Genomic DNA, 16,261 nt, shown 5'->3' on the forward strand with positions numbered 1-16,261 from the left:
GCATCGATTCGTTCGCGGAAATCATCGGCAAGAGAGTCGATATTTACCGACGATTCCTGTGCGCTTTGCGTGGTTGTGACGGTGTCACCTGAGATATCAGCCAGGTTAACGTGTTTCGGTGCTGGGTTAATCTCTTTCTCAGTGCGTGGCTCAACTTCATCTGGACTGTAGACGCCGAGGATGACTTCTGGGCAGTACAGGCGAGCCCAGTACTTCACTGCCAGATAAGCGATCTGCTGCTTCGGCGCTGTTTTCCACAGTGGCGAGTTACGTGTGGTGATATCTGCCAGGTAGATTGGCTCGCCCCAGGTGATTTCGTCTTCTCCGCGCAGTACGGCGCCAACCCGGATAAACAGGCCTAATTCATCACGGCCGTCTTTTTTCCCGGCGATCTTCTCCCAGTCACCGCCGTATTCGTAATGGAAGCGACCAACGATGGCGCTTGAGCTGGAGATTACTGCGTTAACCAGTTGCGCTTCGTAACCCAGAACGCCGTTGACCAGGTGCGTTTTCTGGGCAACTGCATATGGGTTCATTCCCCACTGCATAGCCTGCATGACGATAGCCATACAGTCGGCGGGTTTCCCCGCCAGGTGTTTGGGGACGGTGACGGCAGACTGCGCCATCAATTCAGCGAAAGAGGTGAGCTGCCCGAGTGCCTGTACGTTGAACACAGCGTTGCTGGCGGAAATGGTGTTTGGTGCCTGCTCGGTCGTAATGATGTTGGTATTTTGCATGGTCAAATCCTCCATTAAGCCAGACGCAGCGCTTCAAGGCGGCGCAGGTCGAAGTCGTTCAGTTCGTCGGTGTAGTCTTCGGTTATCGGTGCAGACCAGCAATCGGTGTCATACGCATCTGCGAGTGCACGCATGGTGCGCTGATACTCCAGCAGCCCGAGATCGAGCAAATCTTCCGATGCCTCAATTACCGCCACCCAGTGGTAGCCCTCGTCTTTGTTGACGAAGATCCAGAAGAACTGATCAAAGTCGGCAACGGAGCAATACATGCCAGCGCTGAGGTGGTAGTCGCGGTCGATGATTTCCCGGTGCAGTTTGGCGCGCAAACCGTCTTGCTTAACGCGTCCCATGCTGATCGTCTTCAGGTCAACACCGATACGAACGCCGTTGATTTCAACCTCAAGGTCAGGGCGCACACGGACTTCCAGACCGGTTTCGTCGTCCATCCCGAAATAACTGGTTTCCACTGAACGGGAAGGATGGCGCAGCAGTTTCCCGGCTGATTCATGATTCAGTAGGGCTTGCTGAATTGCCGTGGCCAGCGTCAGTTGCTCTCTGGACAGGATGGTTTTCCCATCAGCGCTATCGCGCCATTGCTGCTCAAATTCATCAGCGAAAATGGCCTCCGGGCTGACCGCGCGTATCGCCGCCTGAAGTTCTTCTTTCTTACCGGTGAGCTTCAGTTGCTCGGCCTTTGGCTTATCCGCGTTAAATTCTCGAATGAACGCCTTCATGGAGTCGGTGGTGGTAAACGCCTCAGCCGGAATACCTGGGAATACCGCAAACTCTTCGTGGAGCTTTTCGGGCTCCAGGGCCAGGGTGTGCGCCAGGCTACCGAACGTCAGCGCCTCGCTGCTTTCGCGACGGATAGTCTTGGTCACGTGACGGCCGTGATAGAACATCAGGCTGACGCGTGCGTCTTTTACCTGGGTAGAGCTGATACCATTGGCTGCGTGATAAACCTCGTTCGGCAGACCTTCATAACGGCCAGGTTCGAAGTAAGCCGGGTACACAACAGCCGGTTCGTCTGATTGCGTTTCTGGCTCGGTTTGTGCCGAAACCGGTTCGGTTTGGTTTACAGAATCGCTATTTTGGGCGACAGAATCCGTATTCTGGTTCACATCGGCTTGCTGGCCGGTATGTGACTCTTCACCAGTTTCCAGACTGCTTTCGCCTGACTGCACTTCATTACCAGCCTGTTCTTCATCACTGACAGCTTCTTCCATCTGCACATTGCTGGTGGTTTCCTTATTAAGTGGTGAACGGTCATCTGTATGTGTTTGTTGATCACCCATCAGGCCATCAATGGAGAAAACTCCTGCGCCAAGATTCTCAACGCGAGGTTGATCCTGAGCGTTTGGTTCCTGCGCGCCAGCTACAGGCAACGGCCATAACTCAACCGCAGCGTTGAATTCAGCAGTCATCGTCTGGTTAACAAATTCCAGATGAGCAACAGGTGTCAGGTGAATATTCTCCGGCGCGATGCGTACCAGGTTAAAAATGGCTGTGCGGTTTACGCCCAGAACGCCTGGTTGATTGCGCAGGATGCTGCTCCATGATTTCCACGGTTCTTCTTTTTTGGCTACGATTTCTTTGGCGCGACGAAGAATGCTGCCTGGAATTTCGAAGTGGTTGAAGTCCATCGGCAGAAGGGCGCAGGCAATCTCTAAATCCAGTGTATCCAGCGTGTGATGTGCGCCATCGCCACGGTCGGTGACATATCCGCCATCGGCATTTGTACCGGAGTCAGTGCGCTGAACATTGCTGATGTTGTTACCGGCGGTCCATTCGCGCGCCAGGATGCCACGGTCGATGTATTCAGTTTTGAACCACACCGTCAGGAACTGGATAACTGTTGCCAGCTCCGGTTTTTTACCGTCGACAGGGAAGACTTTCTTAACGGCATTCACGACCTTATGAATATCGTGTTCAATGGCTTTTTTGAATGCTTCCACATTCTCAGCAGCCAGCAGCAGGTTCTGGATGTACGTGTTATCAGTGTCCATCTCAAGGCGGACAATCTCGTTTTTCTGCCCAGCGTCGATGTGATAGAGATATTCACCATCACCGATGAACTGAGCCAGTACGCGTTGGCGGAATGGCAGGGTGGCAACGACGATCAGGTTCGGCTGCTCTGACTGCTGAGATTCTTCTGCGGTGCTGTCTTCAATATCTGCGTCGTCGACAGACTCATCTTCAGCCTGTTGTTTAACATTCCAGGTGCGCTGGTCTTCGGCCAGTTCATAACGATCACACCAAGTGAAATCAACTTCACCTTCTTCCGGAAGGTCATCAACAACCGGGAAATCAGTGCGAATCGGTTTGGCGTAGTCCTTACCGCGACCCGTTTCGATGCCAGCATCTTCCAGTGCAACATCCAGCTGCAGGTTGGCGCGAGCCTCGGTTTTAGCAGTGAACCAAATCACTGCATCTTGCTTTCCGGATTTCTGAGTGGCTTTAACCACATAAAAGAATTCCATGTGAGATCCTCATTTTTGGGTGTTAGAATCCCCGGGCTATTGATAGCGCCCATTGGGTTAACTTTGGTTTTGATGTTGTTTCCGGTGTAACTTTGGTCGGTGCCACCGGACGTAGATCCCGCCTTGCGCGGGGTGTACGTTAGCCTTCGTGAGCCATCTGGTCGTGCGAAGCGCAACGTCTGGAACAGTACTCTTTCTCTTTGCGCGCCAGCAGTGAGCCGTTGCGATAGAGAAGGGTGCTTTTGATTACCTCTTCCGGTTTAACAGGTTTGCTGCAATAACCGCATTTCTTGTCTTGCATGACACTCTCCGTTAATGGCTGAGGCCATTCCCCAGACCGTTCAGATAAACTTCAACCAGCAAATCCCTGGTGTAAGTCATCTCAACGCCGCGATGCAGATACAAACGACCACGAGCATTAGCTGATGCCGTCCAGGTTGAATCCTTGTGTTTGACGAGCATTCCAGGCTGAACTGCGCCGCGGTTTACCGTCTGTGTACCGTAGTGCTGATGAACCATGATGTTCTCCACTATTGCTGAGTGAACTTCGCTGGTGGCGCCGTGATGCTGATCTTCACAGTTGAGCGTTTTAACTCTGCAGTTCACCACCGCGAAGCTCACTTCTGTTTTGCCTTATAGCCGGCCAGCTGAGCGTTAAACCTGATGCGCGTTATTCAATCCACCTCATCCCGGTCTTCGTATGCTCCGGGCCGCTACTTCGTGGGCTCCATGCCTGGGTGGTTCGTGGTGCGTCTTGGTGAGATAGATTAAATCACTGGTTTATATGAGTGTCAACTCAAGGTTAATATTAATTATAAATCTGCGGTTTATATGACTGGTTTTTGTGACGCGTCAACCGAATCGCAGGCAAAAAAAATCCCGACGCTAAGGTCGGGATCGGGGAGTTCGGGGTGGAGATTAGAGGAGGAGCTGGTGGGTTAGGATATACAAAACCCGGCACGGTGGCCGGGTTTATCAACATGATTTAGAGGTAGAGAAAAGATTGTGGGGCTTTTATGCCATCTCCCAAAGAAGATAATGGTAGAGGGACTTCAAATCTTTCGACTTCACCAACTTTTATAGCGTAAGCGGTCTCTCTGCCTGAGTAGTAACTATCAAAAAAATTCTTGGAGATGCCGGCGTATTTTTTGGTCTTTACCCATAAAGATTCTGGATCGTTTTTCAGTATTTCATCAATACTGAACTGGCCAACTATCTTACCAACTGGCATGGTTGCGTAAATCACAACTGTAGTTATGTTGTTGTTTTTAAAAATACCCTTCCTGAATTCAAATTTCTTTGTGCCATTAAGAATTTTTTCGGCGAATTCAGGTTTGATTGACAATAAAACTTTCATCTACCTTACCCAGTTCAAGAATTTTATTGAATTGCACATCAGACAATTCAAAATGGCTCCAGCGAAAACCTCTAGTGCCGTTTAATCCAACTTGATCTATTAAGGTAGCACGATTAGGGCGCTTTGGTAAAGCTAAGTTATAGGTAAATCTCAGTACGTAAGGATATTGTCTTTTTGAATAGTACTCACGTAATTCCTCTTCAGAAAAGACGCTAAATTTTGAACAGTATTTTACGAATGATTCTTCATCCGGGAAATCATCCATATGCCTTACGTTTTCTACAACACAAATAGAGCTTGCTACTGCTCTGTAATATGCAGGACCTTGATTATCACCAGTTCTGTATATAACAATTATGTCCCCGCGTTTCATGCCTGCAACGCTACGCATTCCACAGATATATATTTTGTGGATACTATTAGCATGGGAGACATCTTCAAGCATGTCAGGCGATTCAGTCACAAGTTTTGAATCGGGGAATAATCTTGTATGGAATGCTGGATAGATTGCCAGCAGAAACTTTCTTCCCTGCGATGATAATACCAAGGGATAGTCTAGGAGCACATCTCCATTAACATCGTGCATAGAGCGCGCGTAGACATACTCTTTACCATTAGCAGACTCTTTTTCTCCATGCTTATAAAAACCATAAGTCTGGAAAAGCCTGATTAAGTGTTCATGCTTTTCGAAAACAGTAACATAAATATCGTCTGACCCAGATGATATGGCATGATCAAATGCTTTTTTTAAAAAACGCTGCCCGCGAAGCGTTCCCTTTGATTCAAATTTGAATGTGCCTATTTTAAGGTGTTTTCCGTCAGGTAGGGATGGCGAAATGTCTTCGGCATCATCGTCCTCTTTCAAATACATGAATCCTTCGATCTGATGGGCATCATCATAGAGAACATAAGCAGACTCACCATTATTGGCCTTTTTTTTCAGCCATACCGGGAACTCAGTATAATCAGCCTTAAGAGAGTCGAAAAAAGAATCGTCATGATCAAATTCACTAAATTTTTCATACCTTAAGCTATCCATCCTTGCCCCTTCTTACGGTTAAGTCTAGTTAGTATTTGATTCGGGTTTGTCGCCTTTAATTCTGCGACTCATGTACTTCTCATACAACTCATCCAGTTCTTTCAGGCGAATCGCGAAGATGCGGAGCATGTTCTGTTGCTCTTCTTCCGGCAACTGGCGGTAGAGCTCCAGTAAGCGCTGTTCGTCAGGCTTGAGTCCGTCTTTCTCTCCGACATCCTCACCGAGTAACCATGCGACAGAGATTCCAACAGCATCGGCTATGGCCAGTGCTGATTTCTTACTAATCACGCCTTTTTTGAACCAGCCGTTTACCGCCTGAGGGGTCACTCCGGCTATGCGTGCCATGTCTGCTTTGGTAACGCCGCGATCAGTGATCTCGGTGAGGCGTTCTACCAGAACGAGGTTGGGTTCTTCTTTTCTCATAACGTCATTGTAAATACTTGGTTTATACACGCAATAAATCGGAAGTTTGCATGAAGTATAAATCTGTGGTTTACTCTTGCTATCAATAAGCAGGAGAAGCACATGTCCGCACTCGATAAAGCAATCAAAGCCGCTGGCTCTGCCAGAAAGCTCAGCCTGGCGCTGGGTGTGACGAGTATGTCCGTCAGTCATTGGAAAAATCGTGACCATGGAATCGTCCCACCAAACTACATTTTTTCCATCTTCAACCTGACCGGCGTAACTCCTCACGAACTGCGCCCAGATCTCTACCCAAATCCAACTGACGGTTTACCAAAGTAGGAGCATTAACTATGCAGACACTTACTTATCAGAATGATAGCGACATTACTCAAGGGGTAATGATAAATCGCGCTCAAGCGCGCAGGGGGCCGAGCCACGAAGATATTCGTGACGCGGTCCGCTCCTGGGCTGGCGCCGATGGTCAGGACGTAGTTACTGCTCTGATTATCGAAGAATACCAGGCACAGGGTGGTGACGACATCACTTTCCCTGACGATCTCTGTCGAAAGCGGCAGAAGCTGTTCCGCTTCCTGGACAACCAATTCGAAAGCGAACGGTACCGCGAGAACATCCGCCAGCTGACCCCGGCAATCCTCGCTGTCTTGCCGATTGTGTACCGCAGTCGCCTGCTGCCAGAGGACAACATCATGGCTCGCCTGGCGCGTATGGAGAAGGAAACCAGCGAAGCGAAGATTGCTGTCGCGATGGATGCGCCACGGCATCAGAAGCTGAAAGAGCTGAGTGAGGGGATCGTGGAGATGTACCGCGTTGACCCTGGCTTAACCGGGCCGCTGATGGAGATGGTGCAGATGATGCTGGGGGGTGTATGACTGGCTCAAAAATGGCGAAAGCCGCGGTGCGCGAACACCAACGGCTTTCAGGTGCAAAAACTGAGCGTAATTGCGGAGAACAGTATGTCAAATACTGCTGAAATATTCAAATTCCCCACGCAACAAGGGAAACAGGAGAGCAGCATGGCTGAGCTGGAGAAAGGCTATTTGCGCCTGGCCAACCAGATTCAGGATGCCCTGTGTATCGTCGAACTATCCGGGCGTGAGTTCCGGGTGCTGAACGCTATCGTTCGTCTGACCTATGGCTGGTCTAAGAGTTCGGACCGCATCGCCAATAGCCTCATTGCAGATAAAACGACGCTGAAGGTGAAGCACGTATCTGAAGCCGTGTTGAGCCTTGCCTATCGGAACATCATCATCCTGCGCCGCATTGGGCAAACCAGATACATAGGGATTAATACCAGCCTGGATAAATGGGCGTATACCAAGCCAAATTGCATGAAGTGTCCAGCGGTGTTTCCTGCTGCTGAAGTTGTCACATGGGTTATTACCATCCCTGAATTCAGGGATAGCAATTTTACCCATTCAACCATCCCTGAAAACGGGGATAACCATCCCCAAAAACAGGGAGAGGTATCCCTGAAAACAGGGAACACCAAAGACATTCTTCCAAATACAAATATAAATACAGATCTAAACCAACCCAAACCCTTCCCTTCCGGAAGGGAATTTCGGGATTACGTTGCTGGGCTACTCGAGGGGAGATTATCGGGCGATTCGGCATCGGAATTTCACGATTCGGCGATCGCCGCGTTACACGCTGCCGGATTGAATGTTCACCGTGAGTATCCTGTTTCTGAGCGCGGTGATGGGCGCGGAGGAAGGATTGATATCGTCGTGACTGATGGAAATGGGGTTCGGTGTGGTATCGAGCTTGATCGAAATTCCCCACGACAAAAATCACTACTGAAACTTGGCGCAGTTGAGATGGGCATTTGCTTGTTACGCCGTAGCGACATCGTAAGGCGTACTGAACAGGGCGTTCTGATCATCGGCGGTTCTGAATCTTCAAAAAAAGATAGGTCTGCAAAATTCAACCCGCTGGATGTCGAGCTTCCCGAATGGCTGAATGCTGCGTCGTGGAAAGAATGGGTCACATATCGCCAGCAGTCAGGCAAGTCCATTAAAACCGAGCTGACCGTCATCAAGGCTTTCAGCCTGCTGAAGGCCTGCCTGGACGAAGGACATGACCCGGTTGATGTGATCAACACCAGTATCGCAAACGGGTACCAGGGACTGTTCAAACCGAAGTTCGCTCTCAACGACCGAAAATCGGGCAGGGATGTGAACCGCATTTCTGAGCCAGATAAAACCATCCCAACCGGATTCAGGGGGTAACGGTGAAAAACATTGTTAATTCCGGCAGCGCTCTTGAGCGCCTGAAAAAACTCATACCGCCAGGCGTTCAGCCTAAGTTCACCAGCGCAGCAGAGCTTCTGGCGTGGCAACGGGAAGAAGGACTGAAACATTGCGAAGAGCTCGACAAGCTGAATCAGAAAGCGCGTACAGACAAAATCTTCGGTCGCTCTGGCATCCAGAGCCTGCATCGCAGCTGCACGTTCGCCAACTACGAAGTATCCGGTGAGCAACAGCGCAAGGCCTACACCATGGCGAAAAGCTACGCGCAGAACTTTGGGGCTGGCTTTGCGAGTTTTGTATTCAGTGGCGGCCCTGGTACCGGGAAAAACCATCTGGCAGCGGCAATCGGGAATCATCTCCTGTCCGGTGGCAAATCTGTGTTGGTGGTGACAATCCCTGACCTGATGCTGCGTGTTCGCGAGTGCTATGACGGTGGCCAGTCAGAGGCTTCACTTCTGGATGACCTCTGCAAAGTCGATTTGCTGGTACTGGACGAGGTCGGTATTCAGCGCGGAAGCAGCGGTGAGAAAGTCATCCTGAATCAGGTTATCGACCGTCGGCTGTCGTCGATGCGTCCGGTTGGTGTTCTGACGAATCTGAACCACGACGAACTTCTCGGCGCGTTGGGTGCACGGGTTATCGATCGCCTCCAGATGGATGGCGGGATGTGGGTGAACTTTGACTGGGGCAGCTACCGCAAGAACGTTAGCCATCTCCGGATCGTTAAATAACCTCGAGGGAAAATCACTATGGCAAGCAAATCACTGTGGGCAATCGTCGATTTCCTTCGGGTTAACCAGACCATAACGCCTCGTCAGGTTCAGCACCTTCTGGGATGCGACTGCAAGAAAGCACACAACCTGCTGCTTCACCTGACACGCAAAGCGGTAGTTATCCGTACTGGCGAACCGCATCGCCCTGTCTACATGTTTCAGCCCGGCGGGGAGTTGAACATTAAGCAGATCAAATCGAAAGTGAGAAGAAACATGGTCACGTCAGTATGCCGCACAAGTCCGACAATGCAGCGCGTTCTGGCGTTTTACGGGAGAGCATCAGCATGAGCAGCAGAGATAAATTTGAACAAGCCATTAAGGCCCGCTTTGGTGACCTAATTGATTACCGGACATGCAAAAACTCTGATGGCGAGTACATGGCCTGGGACATGCAGGTTGCATGGTGGGCATGGCAAGCAGCAGAAACAGACATGGCAGTACAGCTCGCTAACGCCGAGAGCAAGTGCAGGGATCTGGCGGGGGTAGCTGCTGAAAACGCGGCGCTGAAAAAAGCGGCCGATTTCGCCACTGCACCGGATATGTGGATTGAGCAGGCTGATGGAATGCTGGATTACCGGTATTGCGAGTGGTACGTCGACGTGCTGAAGGCTGCAATGGAAACCCCAGCGACCGACGCTTTCCTAGCTGAAGTGCAAGCAAGTTCGCGTAACGAGGGTATCAACTATGCCGCCAGCCGCCTGGCTGCTGCGTACAACCACGGCTTTATTGATAAGCCACTGGCAGAGGTAAGCGACGTTGTCCGCATGATTCTCGATGCAAAAGACGAATTAGCCAATGCCACAATTCCACCCGCAGACGGTTTATCCGGAGAGTATGCCGAGAAGTCGTTAGCAGAGTTCGCCGCCCAAATTCGCAAAGGAGCCGCGCTATGAGCAAAGTAACTTTCGTCGTCGAGTTTGAGGATGGAAAAGAGCCAGCAGTGAGCGCCGGTATGACAATCTTTGGTGGAAAGCTCTCGGCTGTCTCATGGAGCAATGCGCTGGAAGAAAAAGTATTCTCCGTGCATGAATGCCTTCCATCACCCAATGACACGGTTCTGCTTTTCGATTCAACCGGTGAAGGATGGCTGATTGGTTGGCGCTCAATGTGGATGACCTTCGGGCAGAAAGAGACTGGAAGTTGGCAATGGACTTTCCAGAACGGTGATATCGATATCGGCGATGTTGTTATCACTCACTGGGCGCCAATGCCAGAGGAACCGGAGGCAGCCCAATGACAGCACTCAACAAACAGGCGTTGCGCCAATTTGCAGAGAAAGCCACCCAGGGCGAATGGTGGTCTGATGTTGTCGAAACTGACGGCGAATACGGCGAGGGTGAAGACAGAGCGTCTGGATACCACTCATACGCGGTTTACGTCGGTAGCGAGTCTTTGCTAGACATGACCAATTCCACAGCAGCGTGCATTCACGAAGAGTGGGATCACGATTACCACATGGCTTGGGATGAGACAGCCAAACGCAACGCTGAATTCATCGCCGCCGCTAACCCGGACACCGTTCTGGCGCTGCTGGATGAAAACCTCCAACTACAGCGCGACAAAGATTCTCTTGAAGCAGTTTCGATTGCTATGCGTGACGATATGCGGGATGCGCGTGAAAAGCTGGAAGCCGCAGATAAAACATCAGCGGCACGACTCGAAGCTATAGACCGTACTCACAAAATGTTCCAGCGTGAAAGAGACCGAGCTGATGCCGCAGAGAAGCGCATAGCAGAACTGGAGGCGCGGAAGGTGGCAGTGAAACAATTCGATGACTTCCAGATTGTCCACTATGGCGGTTCTGAGGATTACGCGAAGGGTTATACCGACTGCCAGAACAACTACAACAAAGCGATTGCCGCCGCTGGCATTGGCGTGAAGGGAGAGTGAGATGGGAAAGTTCACACAAGATTCAATCAGATTGGCGATGCTCGGGTCGTTAGAGGGTTATGTATTTTCGGTAGTCGATTCAATTGAGTTTGATATCGGTAGAAAGCTAACCAGCGATGAGCAGAAGCTGGTTTATAGATTCGTTGAAGATAAGATTAACAGGGCCACAAAGGAGGTGGCTGAATGATTGCCGCAAATTACACTTTGCATCTTCATTGCGACTGTGAGAAATGCACAGCAAAGCAATGGGGTAGTCCTGATTTTGGTGAGTACGTTGGTTCATCGTGGTCTGGCTGCGCTAAAGAGGCGCGGTCACATGGCTGGCGTATCAGCAAAGATAGAACTCGCGCTTTCGCACCCGGTCACAAGATTTCGAGGACTAACTCATGACAACTAACAACCACCCGGCGCACGGTCCTGTATCACTCGATCGCCTGCACCAGATACGCGAAATACTCAGCAAAGCAGCAGCACAAAGCGACGGCGGTAATATCGGCTACGCAATGGCTGATGCTGTGAAGGTTATTGATGGAGTTCTGGAACGTCGAAAGGCTGATAGAGCGGAGCCGGTAGCGTACATCTCGCAGAGCAACCTCGATTCGCTGTGCAAAACAAAAGGCCAGAAGATCCCCTGACATTCTCAAGAGTAGTAACTCTACTACGTAGGATGGTAATATCAGCGTAAATGTCATTTAGCTTATCAGTAGGTTAAAATGTTAGTAAAAGCCAGTGCAAATGGGAAAACTCTATTAGAGTCAGGTAGTTTTCATAGCATTATTAATCCATTGGTGACTTCCGAACCTCTAAAACTTGTTTATGACGGATTATCCATTTCAATTGAAACAGAAATTTTGCCCGAAAGTGAGTCTAATAAACAGGGGGTTAATGCCTACATTAGGAATGGAGAAGTCTTTTTCGTTCATAAGGTAATTGTACCTATTATGAATGAAGCTGTAGGTCTTGTTATCCCTGCTGAGATTGGTAAAAAATCTAATGGATTGAAATTGTTTTTAGCTTGGCATTCTTTTATCAGAAAAATCGGTGATAACCAAATTTCTGTCATTACTAACTTTTCTCTTTATGAGGGGGCGTAATGTCGGAGCCTTTTGTTGCATCTCAACCGGATATACCCAACAACACCGAAACCACAACTCCTTCTGTACATCAAGGTGGACTAGGCGGCGTTAGTGTTGCAGGAACGATTGCCAAAGAGATCGGAACTGGTGAGCACGCAAAAGACTCATTCATTTGGACAACTCTAAAATACTGTTTCTATCTAGGTGGGGTGTTTAGTATTTGTTTATTGCTTGTTTTTTTCCATTTTTCATTCGATCTCGATTCGCCTGAAAAATTTGACATTGTAAGCGCCCTTAAAGATGTCTGGTCAATATTTACTCCAATACTTACTTTGGCCCTGGGATATGCATTCGGCAAAAGAGAAGCTTAAATTATTTAGTTTAACAACCCGCTTCGGCGGGTTGTTTAGTTTTGTATCGATCGAAAAAATCGATCGATACCGCGAACATTAATCCAATAAACTGATTGATTGCTGTTAACAACCACAGCACAAAAAGATAACCCACCCGGCAATACACTTCATTCAAAACCACGTTTAAATCTGACGGATTCTGGCGTCACTCCATGACGAGCAGTGTCGAAGCAATGCACTCAGGTATTTAGCGGCGTCATTTTTTCCATGAGTTATTGTTAAACGTAAACATCATTGTTTGCATAAAGGTAGCGATAAACTTTATTTAAAATCAGTGAGATAAGGACTATTGCGTAACCGTAATTTTTTGTGCAGACTTAGTCTAAATAGATAAATGCTGTTTATGCATACAGTTGTTTTGGGGTATAGTTAAGATGTTGCAGTAAATATTTTTATTTTTCTTCCAGCCAACCTATTAGGAAATTTTCGCCATTTGATATGTTGGTTCTGTGGACGGGATTATCCCGCTGGAAGAGTGAAATTTGTTGATAGCAAAGAGGGGGTTTTGTGAAGGAAAGTCAGGAGCAAGGCGATTGGTACGACATTATCAGACGTTCTGATGGAAAGCTTATGGCCTCAATGCCACTGGATCGTCAGTATCTCGTCTATAGCAGAAATGGCCTGGTGTCATGCCGTCCATTACTGGAGGATGAAGGGGTCTTCAACCTTTCGTCCGGGACTCGTTTTCTTCGCCGACTTGGCTACCGCATAATGCAACCCTCTGATATCATAATATCAACGGATTGAGCACCCGTTAACCTGATGCGCCACGGAGAGAAACCATGGCGCACGAACTACAACTAATCAAGCAGTCCTCAGGAATCCTGATCCCGGCCACACCCGAGACCAGCGATTTACTGCAATCAAAATTCAAACTCGGTGCTGTGTTGGTGGCCGAGTTCCGGCAGGCACGCAACCCGGCCTTTCACCGTCGCTTTTTTGCGCTTCTCAATCTAGGTTTCGAGTACTGGGAACCAACCGGCGGAGCGATCTCAAGTAACGAGCGCAAGCTGATCACCGGCTACGCCAAATACCTTGCCTCATTCGGAGGAAGCGAAACAGCTCTTTTGGATGCTGCCGAGCAGTATCTGGAGCAGGTGGCCAGTCGCCGAATTACCAATGGGATCAGCCTGTGTAAATCCTTCGACGCGTACCGTGCCTGGGTAATTGTCGAGGCCGGCCACTACGACGCAATTCAACTACCTGATGGAACTCTTCGTAAACACCCCCGCAGCATTGCCTTCGCCAACATGGAGGAAACCGAGTTCCAGCAGTTGTACAAAGCCGCGCTCGATGTTCTGTGGCGCTGGGTATTGTCCAGGGCATTTAAGGATCAGCGTGAAGCGGAAAACGCCGCATCGCAGCTAATGAGCTTTGCGGGGTGATGGCGATGAAATTTTCCTGGTTCCACCATCACGAATGCACAACCGAACAGGCCGAAGAACTGGTGGCCAGTTACCGCCGTCGTGGCGCCACGGTAGAACGCAGCCTTAATCGCGACAACATAACCTGGACTGTCAGTGCAAAATTACCTGAATGCGAGCATCCGGCGCGTACACCAAGAACCTTTCGACAAAAGGTCTGGGGGTGATTATGGCTAAGTTACCTCGCCGTAAGTGTGCCAATAAGGAATGTCGCCAATGGTTCCATCCGGTGCGTGAAACCCAGACCGTTTGCGGTTACGAGTGCGCCAGCGCCGTCGGCAAGGAGCAGACCAGAAAAGCCCGGGAGGCAGCACAGCGCAAGGAGTCTGCCAAAAAGCGCGCCACTGAGAAAAAAGAGCGAGCCGCCTGGCGCCAGCGTAAAGCTGCAGCTAAGCCGCTGAAGCACTGGATTGACCTGACGCAGCGCGCCGTAAATGACATTTGCCGCGAGAAGGAGTTGGCAGAGGGGCGGGGCTGCATTTCCTGCGGAACTAAAACGGCGTTCGCCTGGCATGCTGGCCATTATCGGACTACGGCAGCCGCTGGGCATCTGCGCTTCACTCGCTTCAACATCCATCTTCAGTGTGATGTCTGCAACGTCTACAAATCCGGGAACATCGAAGCATACCGAGCCGCGCTGGTGGAACGTTATGGCGAAGAGCTGGTACTAGCGCTCGAGAACAATAACGCTCCGCATCGTTGGACTATTGAAGAACTGAAGGAAATCAGACTGACCGCGCTGGCTGACCTGCGCGCGCTGAAAAAGCAGGAGGCAGCATGACATTCGAATCCTATTTTGCCGATCACCTCCGCGTTCGTTGGCAACGATTGCGCTTATACCACTTTCCGGGCTCTGTGCTGACGGATTACCGAATACTGAAGAACTACATCAAAACCATAGGCGGTGCAGTATGAATACTCAATTTCTCGAATACGTGCGCCAGCAGTTGATGGTGGCCACCGCCGATTTAAGTGGTGCGACGAAAGGGCAGTTGATAGCCTGGCTGGAGAACGCGCAGTTTGATACGGGAACGTATAAACGTAAGAAGCCTCGAGTCCTGGATGAAGTGACTGGGAAAATGATAACTCTGGATAACCCACCAATACCGGGTAAACAGTCCCATGCTAAGGGCTCGCATATTCCCCTGGTGCAGCCGGTTGAGTATTCAACGGCATCGTGGCGCCGCGCGCTGATGTCACTCGAAGAACACCAAAAGGCCTGGCTGCTGTGGAACTACAGCGAGAACGTGCGCTGGTGCTATCAGGTGGAAATCACTCAGTGGGGTTGGCAACAGTTCAGCCAGCAACTGGCCGTGAAGAGGGTGGCGAAGAAGACTATCGACCGGTTACGTCAATTGATATGGCTGGCGGCGCAGGATGTGAAAGCGGAACTGGCGGGGCGTGATGTCTATCAGCAACAGGACTTAGCCGCTATGTGTGGTGTCAAACCGGACAACTGGAGCCACAACTATGCGGACTACTGGCGAGTTATGTGCAGCATCTTTAAGAGGCTCGATACCGAATCTCTGCGTTGTGCTGTGAGAACACGATCACAACAAAAGGCGACTTATTCGCAGCAGGGTATTGCAAAAGTCAATTAAATAGCATACATTTCGTGTAAATCTGATATTGTGCCATTGTTGTATGCATTGGCAGTAAATGAGTTTTCGAGCCCGAGGTTAACGCCTTGGACTTTTGCGTTTCTGGTACTGACTGATAAAATAGAGGCACATGGCTACTTACCACTCATGTGCTGTGCCGCCACTAGCTCATCGTGATAGAGCATCAACCTTCTAAGTTGACGGTACGAGGTTCAAGTCCTCGGTGGCGGACCAACGCCGACTTAGCTCAGTAGGTAGAGCAACTGACTTGTAATCAGTAGGTCACCAGTTCGATTCCGGTAGTCGGCACCAGAATCCAATGGATAGTCAGTCCGAGCATGACTCTAAATAAGGCAAGCGGTGACTGTGGGGAACAGACCCGCAAAACAGCGGCTATCGTATAATGGCTATTACCTCACCCTTCCAGGCTGATGAAGCGGGTTCGATTCCCGCTGACCGCTCCATTTTTGAATGGTCGCTGCTTTTTGCAAAATTGCTGTGTAAAAATACTGACCTTTTGGTTCAGCGCTCATCCAAAAGCACTCCGTTAAAATCCTGATAACCGTGGGTGGTTTGTTGGATGGAGTGCCTCTGAACAATAAAACTCTCGTCATAAAGGCTGCGCATTGCGTGGCCTTTTTCATTTCAGGCTCACGGGAATCATCCGTGACGTGCTTTGTTGATAAATCCAGCCCGTGAAGCCTGACCCTTTCATCACACACAGCGCCATCCGAAAAATCGGAGGTGAGGCTATGACCAGAATGAGCACCATTTACAGCAGACTTTCATATGGAAC

General features: G+C 49.8%; 23 protein-coding genes, 3 tRNA genes and 2 pseudogenes. 21 read left to right on the plus strand and 7 right to left on the minus strand.

Annotated features, from left to right (window positions below):
* The 7 genes and pseudogenes from OGY18_RS19265 to OGY18_RS19295 form a co-directional block, all read right to left on the minus strand.
* Positions 1 to 774 (minus strand): annotated as a pseudogene (locus OGY18_RS19265) (RecT family recombinase); the annotation flags it as partial.
* Positions 752 to 3,217 carry a RecE family exodeoxyribonuclease gene (locus OGY18_RS19270; protein WP_286554055.1) on the minus strand — a complete coding sequence of 822 codons (2,466 nt, stop codon included), beginning with the start codon at positions 3,215 to 3,217 and terminating at the stop codon, positions 752 to 754. The gene OGY18_RS19270 and the pseudogene OGY18_RS19265, both read right to left, overlap by 23 nt.
* 139 nt (positions 3,218 to 3,356) lie before the next feature.
* Positions 3,357 to 3,518: a YdaE family protein gene (locus tag OGY18_RS19275; protein ID WP_057064861.1), complete on the minus strand. Its 162-nt coding sequence runs from the start codon at positions 3,516 to 3,518 to the stop codon at positions 3,357 to 3,359.
* 11 nt (positions 3,519 to 3,529) lie between these two features.
* Complete coding sequence (locus tag OGY18_RS19280; protein WP_016156718.1) at positions 3,530 to 3,736, minus strand: hypothetical protein; 207 nt, start codon at positions 3,734 to 3,736, stop codon at positions 3,530 to 3,532.
* A 466-nt stretch (positions 3,737 to 4,202) separates the two neighbouring features.
* Entirely contained in the window at positions 4,203 to 4,574 is a 372-nt protein-coding gene (locus OGY18_RS19285; protein ID WP_071687318.1) for an ASCH domain-containing protein, read from the minus strand.
* On the minus strand, positions 4,546 to 5,613 hold the full coding sequence (locus OGY18_RS19290) for an N-acetyltransferase (protein WP_181029589.1): 1,068 nt from the start codon (positions 5,611 to 5,613) through the stop codon (positions 4,546 to 4,548). The genes OGY18_RS19285 and OGY18_RS19290 overlap by 29 nt, the downstream gene beginning before the upstream one ends.
* A gap of 24 nt (positions 5,614 to 5,637) precedes the next feature.
* Positions 5,638 to 6,066 (minus strand): helix-turn-helix domain-containing protein, encoded by a 429-nt coding sequence (locus OGY18_RS19295; RefSeq protein WP_286554058.1) that lies wholly within the window; start codon positions 6,064 to 6,066, stop codon positions 5,638 to 5,640.
* Between the two features lie 72 nt (positions 6,067 to 6,138).
* Here OGY18_RS19295 and OGY18_RS19300 point away from each other — a divergent pair, with 72 nt between their 5' ends.
* From OGY18_RS19300 to OGY18_RS19405, 21 genes and pseudogenes are all read left to right on the plus strand, one after another.
* Complete coding sequence (locus OGY18_RS19300) at positions 6,139 to 6,357, plus strand: transcriptional regulator (RefSeq protein ID WP_060683703.1); 219 nt, start codon at positions 6,139 to 6,141, stop codon at positions 6,355 to 6,357.
* Between the two features lie 11 nt (positions 6,358 to 6,368).
* Positions 6,369 to 6,908: a toxin YdaT domain-containing protein gene (locus OGY18_RS19305; protein ID WP_286554062.1), complete on the plus strand. Its 540-nt coding sequence runs from the start codon at positions 6,369 to 6,371 to the stop codon at positions 6,906 to 6,908.
* Positions 6,909 to 6,992: 84 nt separating this feature from the next.
* A complete protein-coding gene (locus tag OGY18_RS27580; protein WP_502873482.1) occupies positions 6,993 to 8,267 on the plus strand; it encodes a replication protein in 1,275 nt (424 codons plus the stop codon).
* A gap of 2 nt (positions 8,268 to 8,269) precedes the next feature.
* Entirely contained in the window at positions 8,270 to 9,019 is a 750-nt protein-coding gene (locus tag OGY18_RS19320; protein WP_286554064.1) for an ATP-binding protein, read from the plus strand.
* An 18-nt stretch (positions 9,020 to 9,037) separates the two neighbouring features.
* Positions 9,038 to 9,349, plus strand: a complete 312-nt coding sequence (locus tag OGY18_RS19325; protein ID WP_286554066.1) for a hypothetical protein — start codon at positions 9,038 to 9,040, stop codon at positions 9,347 to 9,349.
* Entirely contained in the window at positions 9,346 to 9,954 is a 609-nt protein-coding gene (locus OGY18_RS19330; RefSeq protein WP_286554068.1) for a hypothetical protein, read from the plus strand. Before OGY18_RS19325 ends, OGY18_RS19330 begins: the two co-directional genes overlap by 4 nt.
* Positions 9,951 to 10,298 carry a DUF551 domain-containing protein gene (locus OGY18_RS19335; RefSeq protein ID WP_502873483.1) on the plus strand — a complete coding sequence of 116 codons (348 nt, stop codon included), beginning with the start codon at positions 9,951 to 9,953 and terminating at the stop codon, positions 10,296 to 10,298. The genes OGY18_RS19330 and OGY18_RS19335 overlap by 4 nt, the downstream gene beginning before the upstream one ends.
* Positions 10,295 to 10,951 carry an ead/Ea22-like family protein gene (locus tag OGY18_RS19340; RefSeq protein WP_286554069.1) on the plus strand — a complete coding sequence of 219 codons (657 nt, stop codon included), beginning with the start codon at positions 10,295 to 10,297 and terminating at the stop codon, positions 10,949 to 10,951. The genes OGY18_RS19335 and OGY18_RS19340 overlap by 4 nt, the downstream gene beginning before the upstream one ends.
* Position 10,952: 1 nt before the next feature.
* Positions 10,953 to 11,138 (plus strand): hypothetical protein, encoded by a 186-nt coding sequence (locus OGY18_RS19345; RefSeq protein WP_286554071.1) that lies wholly within the window; start codon positions 10,953 to 10,955, stop codon positions 11,136 to 11,138.
* Complete coding sequence (locus OGY18_RS19350; RefSeq protein ID WP_286554073.1) at positions 11,135 to 11,341, plus strand: hypothetical protein; 207 nt, start codon at positions 11,135 to 11,137, stop codon at positions 11,339 to 11,341. Before OGY18_RS19345 ends, OGY18_RS19350 begins: the two co-directional genes overlap by 4 nt.
* A pseudogene (locus OGY18_RS19355) lies at positions 11,338 to 11,529 on the plus strand (hypothetical protein); the annotation flags it as partial. The gene OGY18_RS19350 and the pseudogene OGY18_RS19355, both read left to right, overlap by 4 nt.
* 135 nt (positions 11,530 to 11,664) lie before the next feature.
* On the plus strand, positions 11,665 to 12,045 hold the full coding sequence (locus OGY18_RS19360; protein ID WP_181029595.1) for a hypothetical protein: 381 nt from the start codon (positions 11,665 to 11,667) through the stop codon (positions 12,043 to 12,045).
* Entirely contained in the window at positions 12,045 to 12,398 is a 354-nt protein-coding gene (locus OGY18_RS19365; protein ID WP_181029596.1) for a hypothetical protein, read from the plus strand. Before OGY18_RS19360 ends, OGY18_RS19365 begins: the two co-directional genes overlap by 1 nt.
* Before the next feature lie 824 nt (positions 12,399 to 13,222).
* Entirely contained in the window at positions 13,223 to 13,825 is a 603-nt protein-coding gene (locus tag OGY18_RS19370; protein ID WP_286554074.1) for a DUF1367 family protein, read from the plus strand.
* The gene (locus tag OGY18_RS19375) at positions 13,825 to 14,031 is read left to right on the plus strand and encodes a hypothetical protein (RefSeq protein WP_049281697.1); all 207 of its coding nucleotides are present in this window, start codon (positions 13,825 to 13,827) and stop codon (positions 14,029 to 14,031) included. The genes OGY18_RS19370 and OGY18_RS19375 overlap by 1 nt, the downstream gene beginning before the upstream one ends.
* Positions 14,032 to 14,033: 2 nt before the next feature.
* Positions 14,034 to 14,645, plus strand: coding sequence for a recombination protein NinG (locus OGY18_RS19380; RefSeq protein WP_065554618.1), 612 nt, complete (start codon positions 14,034 to 14,036; stop codon positions 14,643 to 14,645).
* Positions 14,642 to 14,779, plus strand: a complete 138-nt coding sequence (locus OGY18_RS19385; protein ID WP_016156248.1) for a YlcG family protein — start codon at positions 14,642 to 14,644, stop codon at positions 14,777 to 14,779. Before OGY18_RS19380 ends, OGY18_RS19385 begins: the two co-directional genes overlap by 4 nt.
* Positions 14,776 to 15,465, plus strand: a complete 690-nt coding sequence (locus OGY18_RS19390; RefSeq protein ID WP_286554078.1) for a bacteriophage antitermination protein Q — start codon at positions 14,776 to 14,778, stop codon at positions 15,463 to 15,465. The genes OGY18_RS19385 and OGY18_RS19390 overlap by 4 nt, the downstream gene beginning before the upstream one ends.
* A gap of 157 nt (positions 15,466 to 15,622) precedes the next feature.
* A tRNA-Arg gene (locus OGY18_RS19395) sits at positions 15,623 to 15,699 on the plus strand.
* Between the two features lie 2 nt (positions 15,700 to 15,701).
* Positions 15,702 to 15,777 (plus strand) — tRNA-Thr (locus OGY18_RS19400).
* Positions 15,778 to 15,854: 77 nt separating this feature from the next.
* Positions 15,855 to 15,929, plus strand: a tRNA-Gly gene (locus OGY18_RS19405).
* Positions 15,930 to 16,261: the final 332 nt, after the last annotated feature.

Source organism: Citrobacter sp. Cpo142 (genome assembly GCF_030332425.1).
Lineage (GTDB): Bacteria > Pseudomonadota > Gammaproteobacteria > Enterobacterales > Enterobacteriaceae > Citrobacter > Citrobacter portucalensis.

Bases quoted from the DNA above. Each gene is read 5' to 3' on its own strand.
- OGY18_RS19285 (WP_071687318.1), bottom strand. From the start codon at position 4,574: ATGAAAGTTTTATTGTCAATCAAACCTGAATTCGCCGAAAAAATTCTT.
- OGY18_RS19345 (WP_286554071.1), top strand. From the start codon at position 10,953: ATGGGAAAGTTCACACAAGATTCAATCAGATTGGCGATGCTCGGGTCG.
- OGY18_RS19375 (WP_049281697.1), top strand. From the start codon at position 13,825: ATGGCGATGAAATTTTCCTGGTTCCACCATCACGAATGCACAACCGAA.
- OGY18_RS19340 (WP_286554069.1), top strand. From the start codon at position 10,295: ATGACAGCACTCAACAAACAGGCGTTGCGCCAATTTGCAGAGAAAGCC.
- OGY18_RS19370 (WP_286554074.1), top strand. From the start codon at position 13,223: ATGGCGCACGAACTACAACTAATCAAGCAGTCCTCAGGAATCCTGATC.
- OGY18_RS19270 (WP_286554055.1), bottom strand. From the start codon at position 3,217: ATGGAATTCTTTTATGTGGTTAAAGCCACTCAGAAATCCGGAAAGCAA.
- OGY18_RS19280 (WP_016156718.1), bottom strand. From the start codon at position 3,736: ATGGTTCATCAGCACTACGGTACACAGACGGTAAACCGCGGCGCAGTT.
- OGY18_RS19305 (WP_286554062.1), top strand. From the start codon at position 6,369: ATGCAGACACTTACTTATCAGAATGATAGCGACATTACTCAAGGGGTA.
- OGY18_RS19330 (WP_286554068.1), top strand. From the start codon at position 9,346: ATGAGCAGCAGAGATAAATTTGAACAAGCCATTAAGGCCCGCTTTGGT.
- OGY18_RS19335 (WP_502873483.1), top strand. From the start codon at position 9,951: ATGAGCAAAGTAACTTTCGTCGTCGAGTTTGAGGATGGAAAAGAGCCA.
- OGY18_RS19385 (WP_016156248.1), top strand. From the start codon at position 14,642: ATGACATTCGAATCCTATTTTGCCGATCACCTCCGCGTTCGTTGGCAA.
- OGY18_RS19365 (WP_181029596.1), top strand. From the start codon at position 12,045: ATGTCGGAGCCTTTTGTTGCATCTCAACCGGATATACCCAACAACACC.
- OGY18_RS19380 (WP_065554618.1), top strand. From the start codon at position 14,034: ATGGCTAAGTTACCTCGCCGTAAGTGTGCCAATAAGGAATGTCGCCAA.
- OGY18_RS19300 (WP_060683703.1), top strand. From the start codon at position 6,139: ATGTCCGCACTCGATAAAGCAATCAAAGCCGCTGGCTCTGCCAGAAAG.
- OGY18_RS19360 (WP_181029595.1), top strand. From the start codon at position 11,665: ATGTTAGTAAAAGCCAGTGCAAATGGGAAAACTCTATTAGAGTCAGGT.
- OGY18_RS19325 (WP_286554066.1), top strand. From the start codon at position 9,038: ATGGCAAGCAAATCACTGTGGGCAATCGTCGATTTCCTTCGGGTTAAC.
- OGY18_RS19290 (WP_181029589.1), bottom strand. From the start codon at position 5,613: ATGGATAGCTTAAGGTATGAAAAATTTAGTGAATTTGATCATGACGAT.
- OGY18_RS19350 (WP_286554073.1), top strand. From the start codon at position 11,135: ATGATTGCCGCAAATTACACTTTGCATCTTCATTGCGACTGTGAGAAA.
- OGY18_RS27580 (WP_502873482.1), top strand. From the start codon at position 6,993: ATGTCAAATACTGCTGAAATATTCAAATTCCCCACGCAACAAGGGAAA.
- OGY18_RS19390 (WP_286554078.1), top strand. From the start codon at position 14,776: ATGAATACTCAATTTCTCGAATACGTGCGCCAGCAGTTGATGGTGGCC.
- OGY18_RS19275 (WP_057064861.1), bottom strand. From the start codon at position 3,518: ATGCAAGACAAGAAATGCGGTTATTGCAGCAAACCTGTTAAACCGGAA.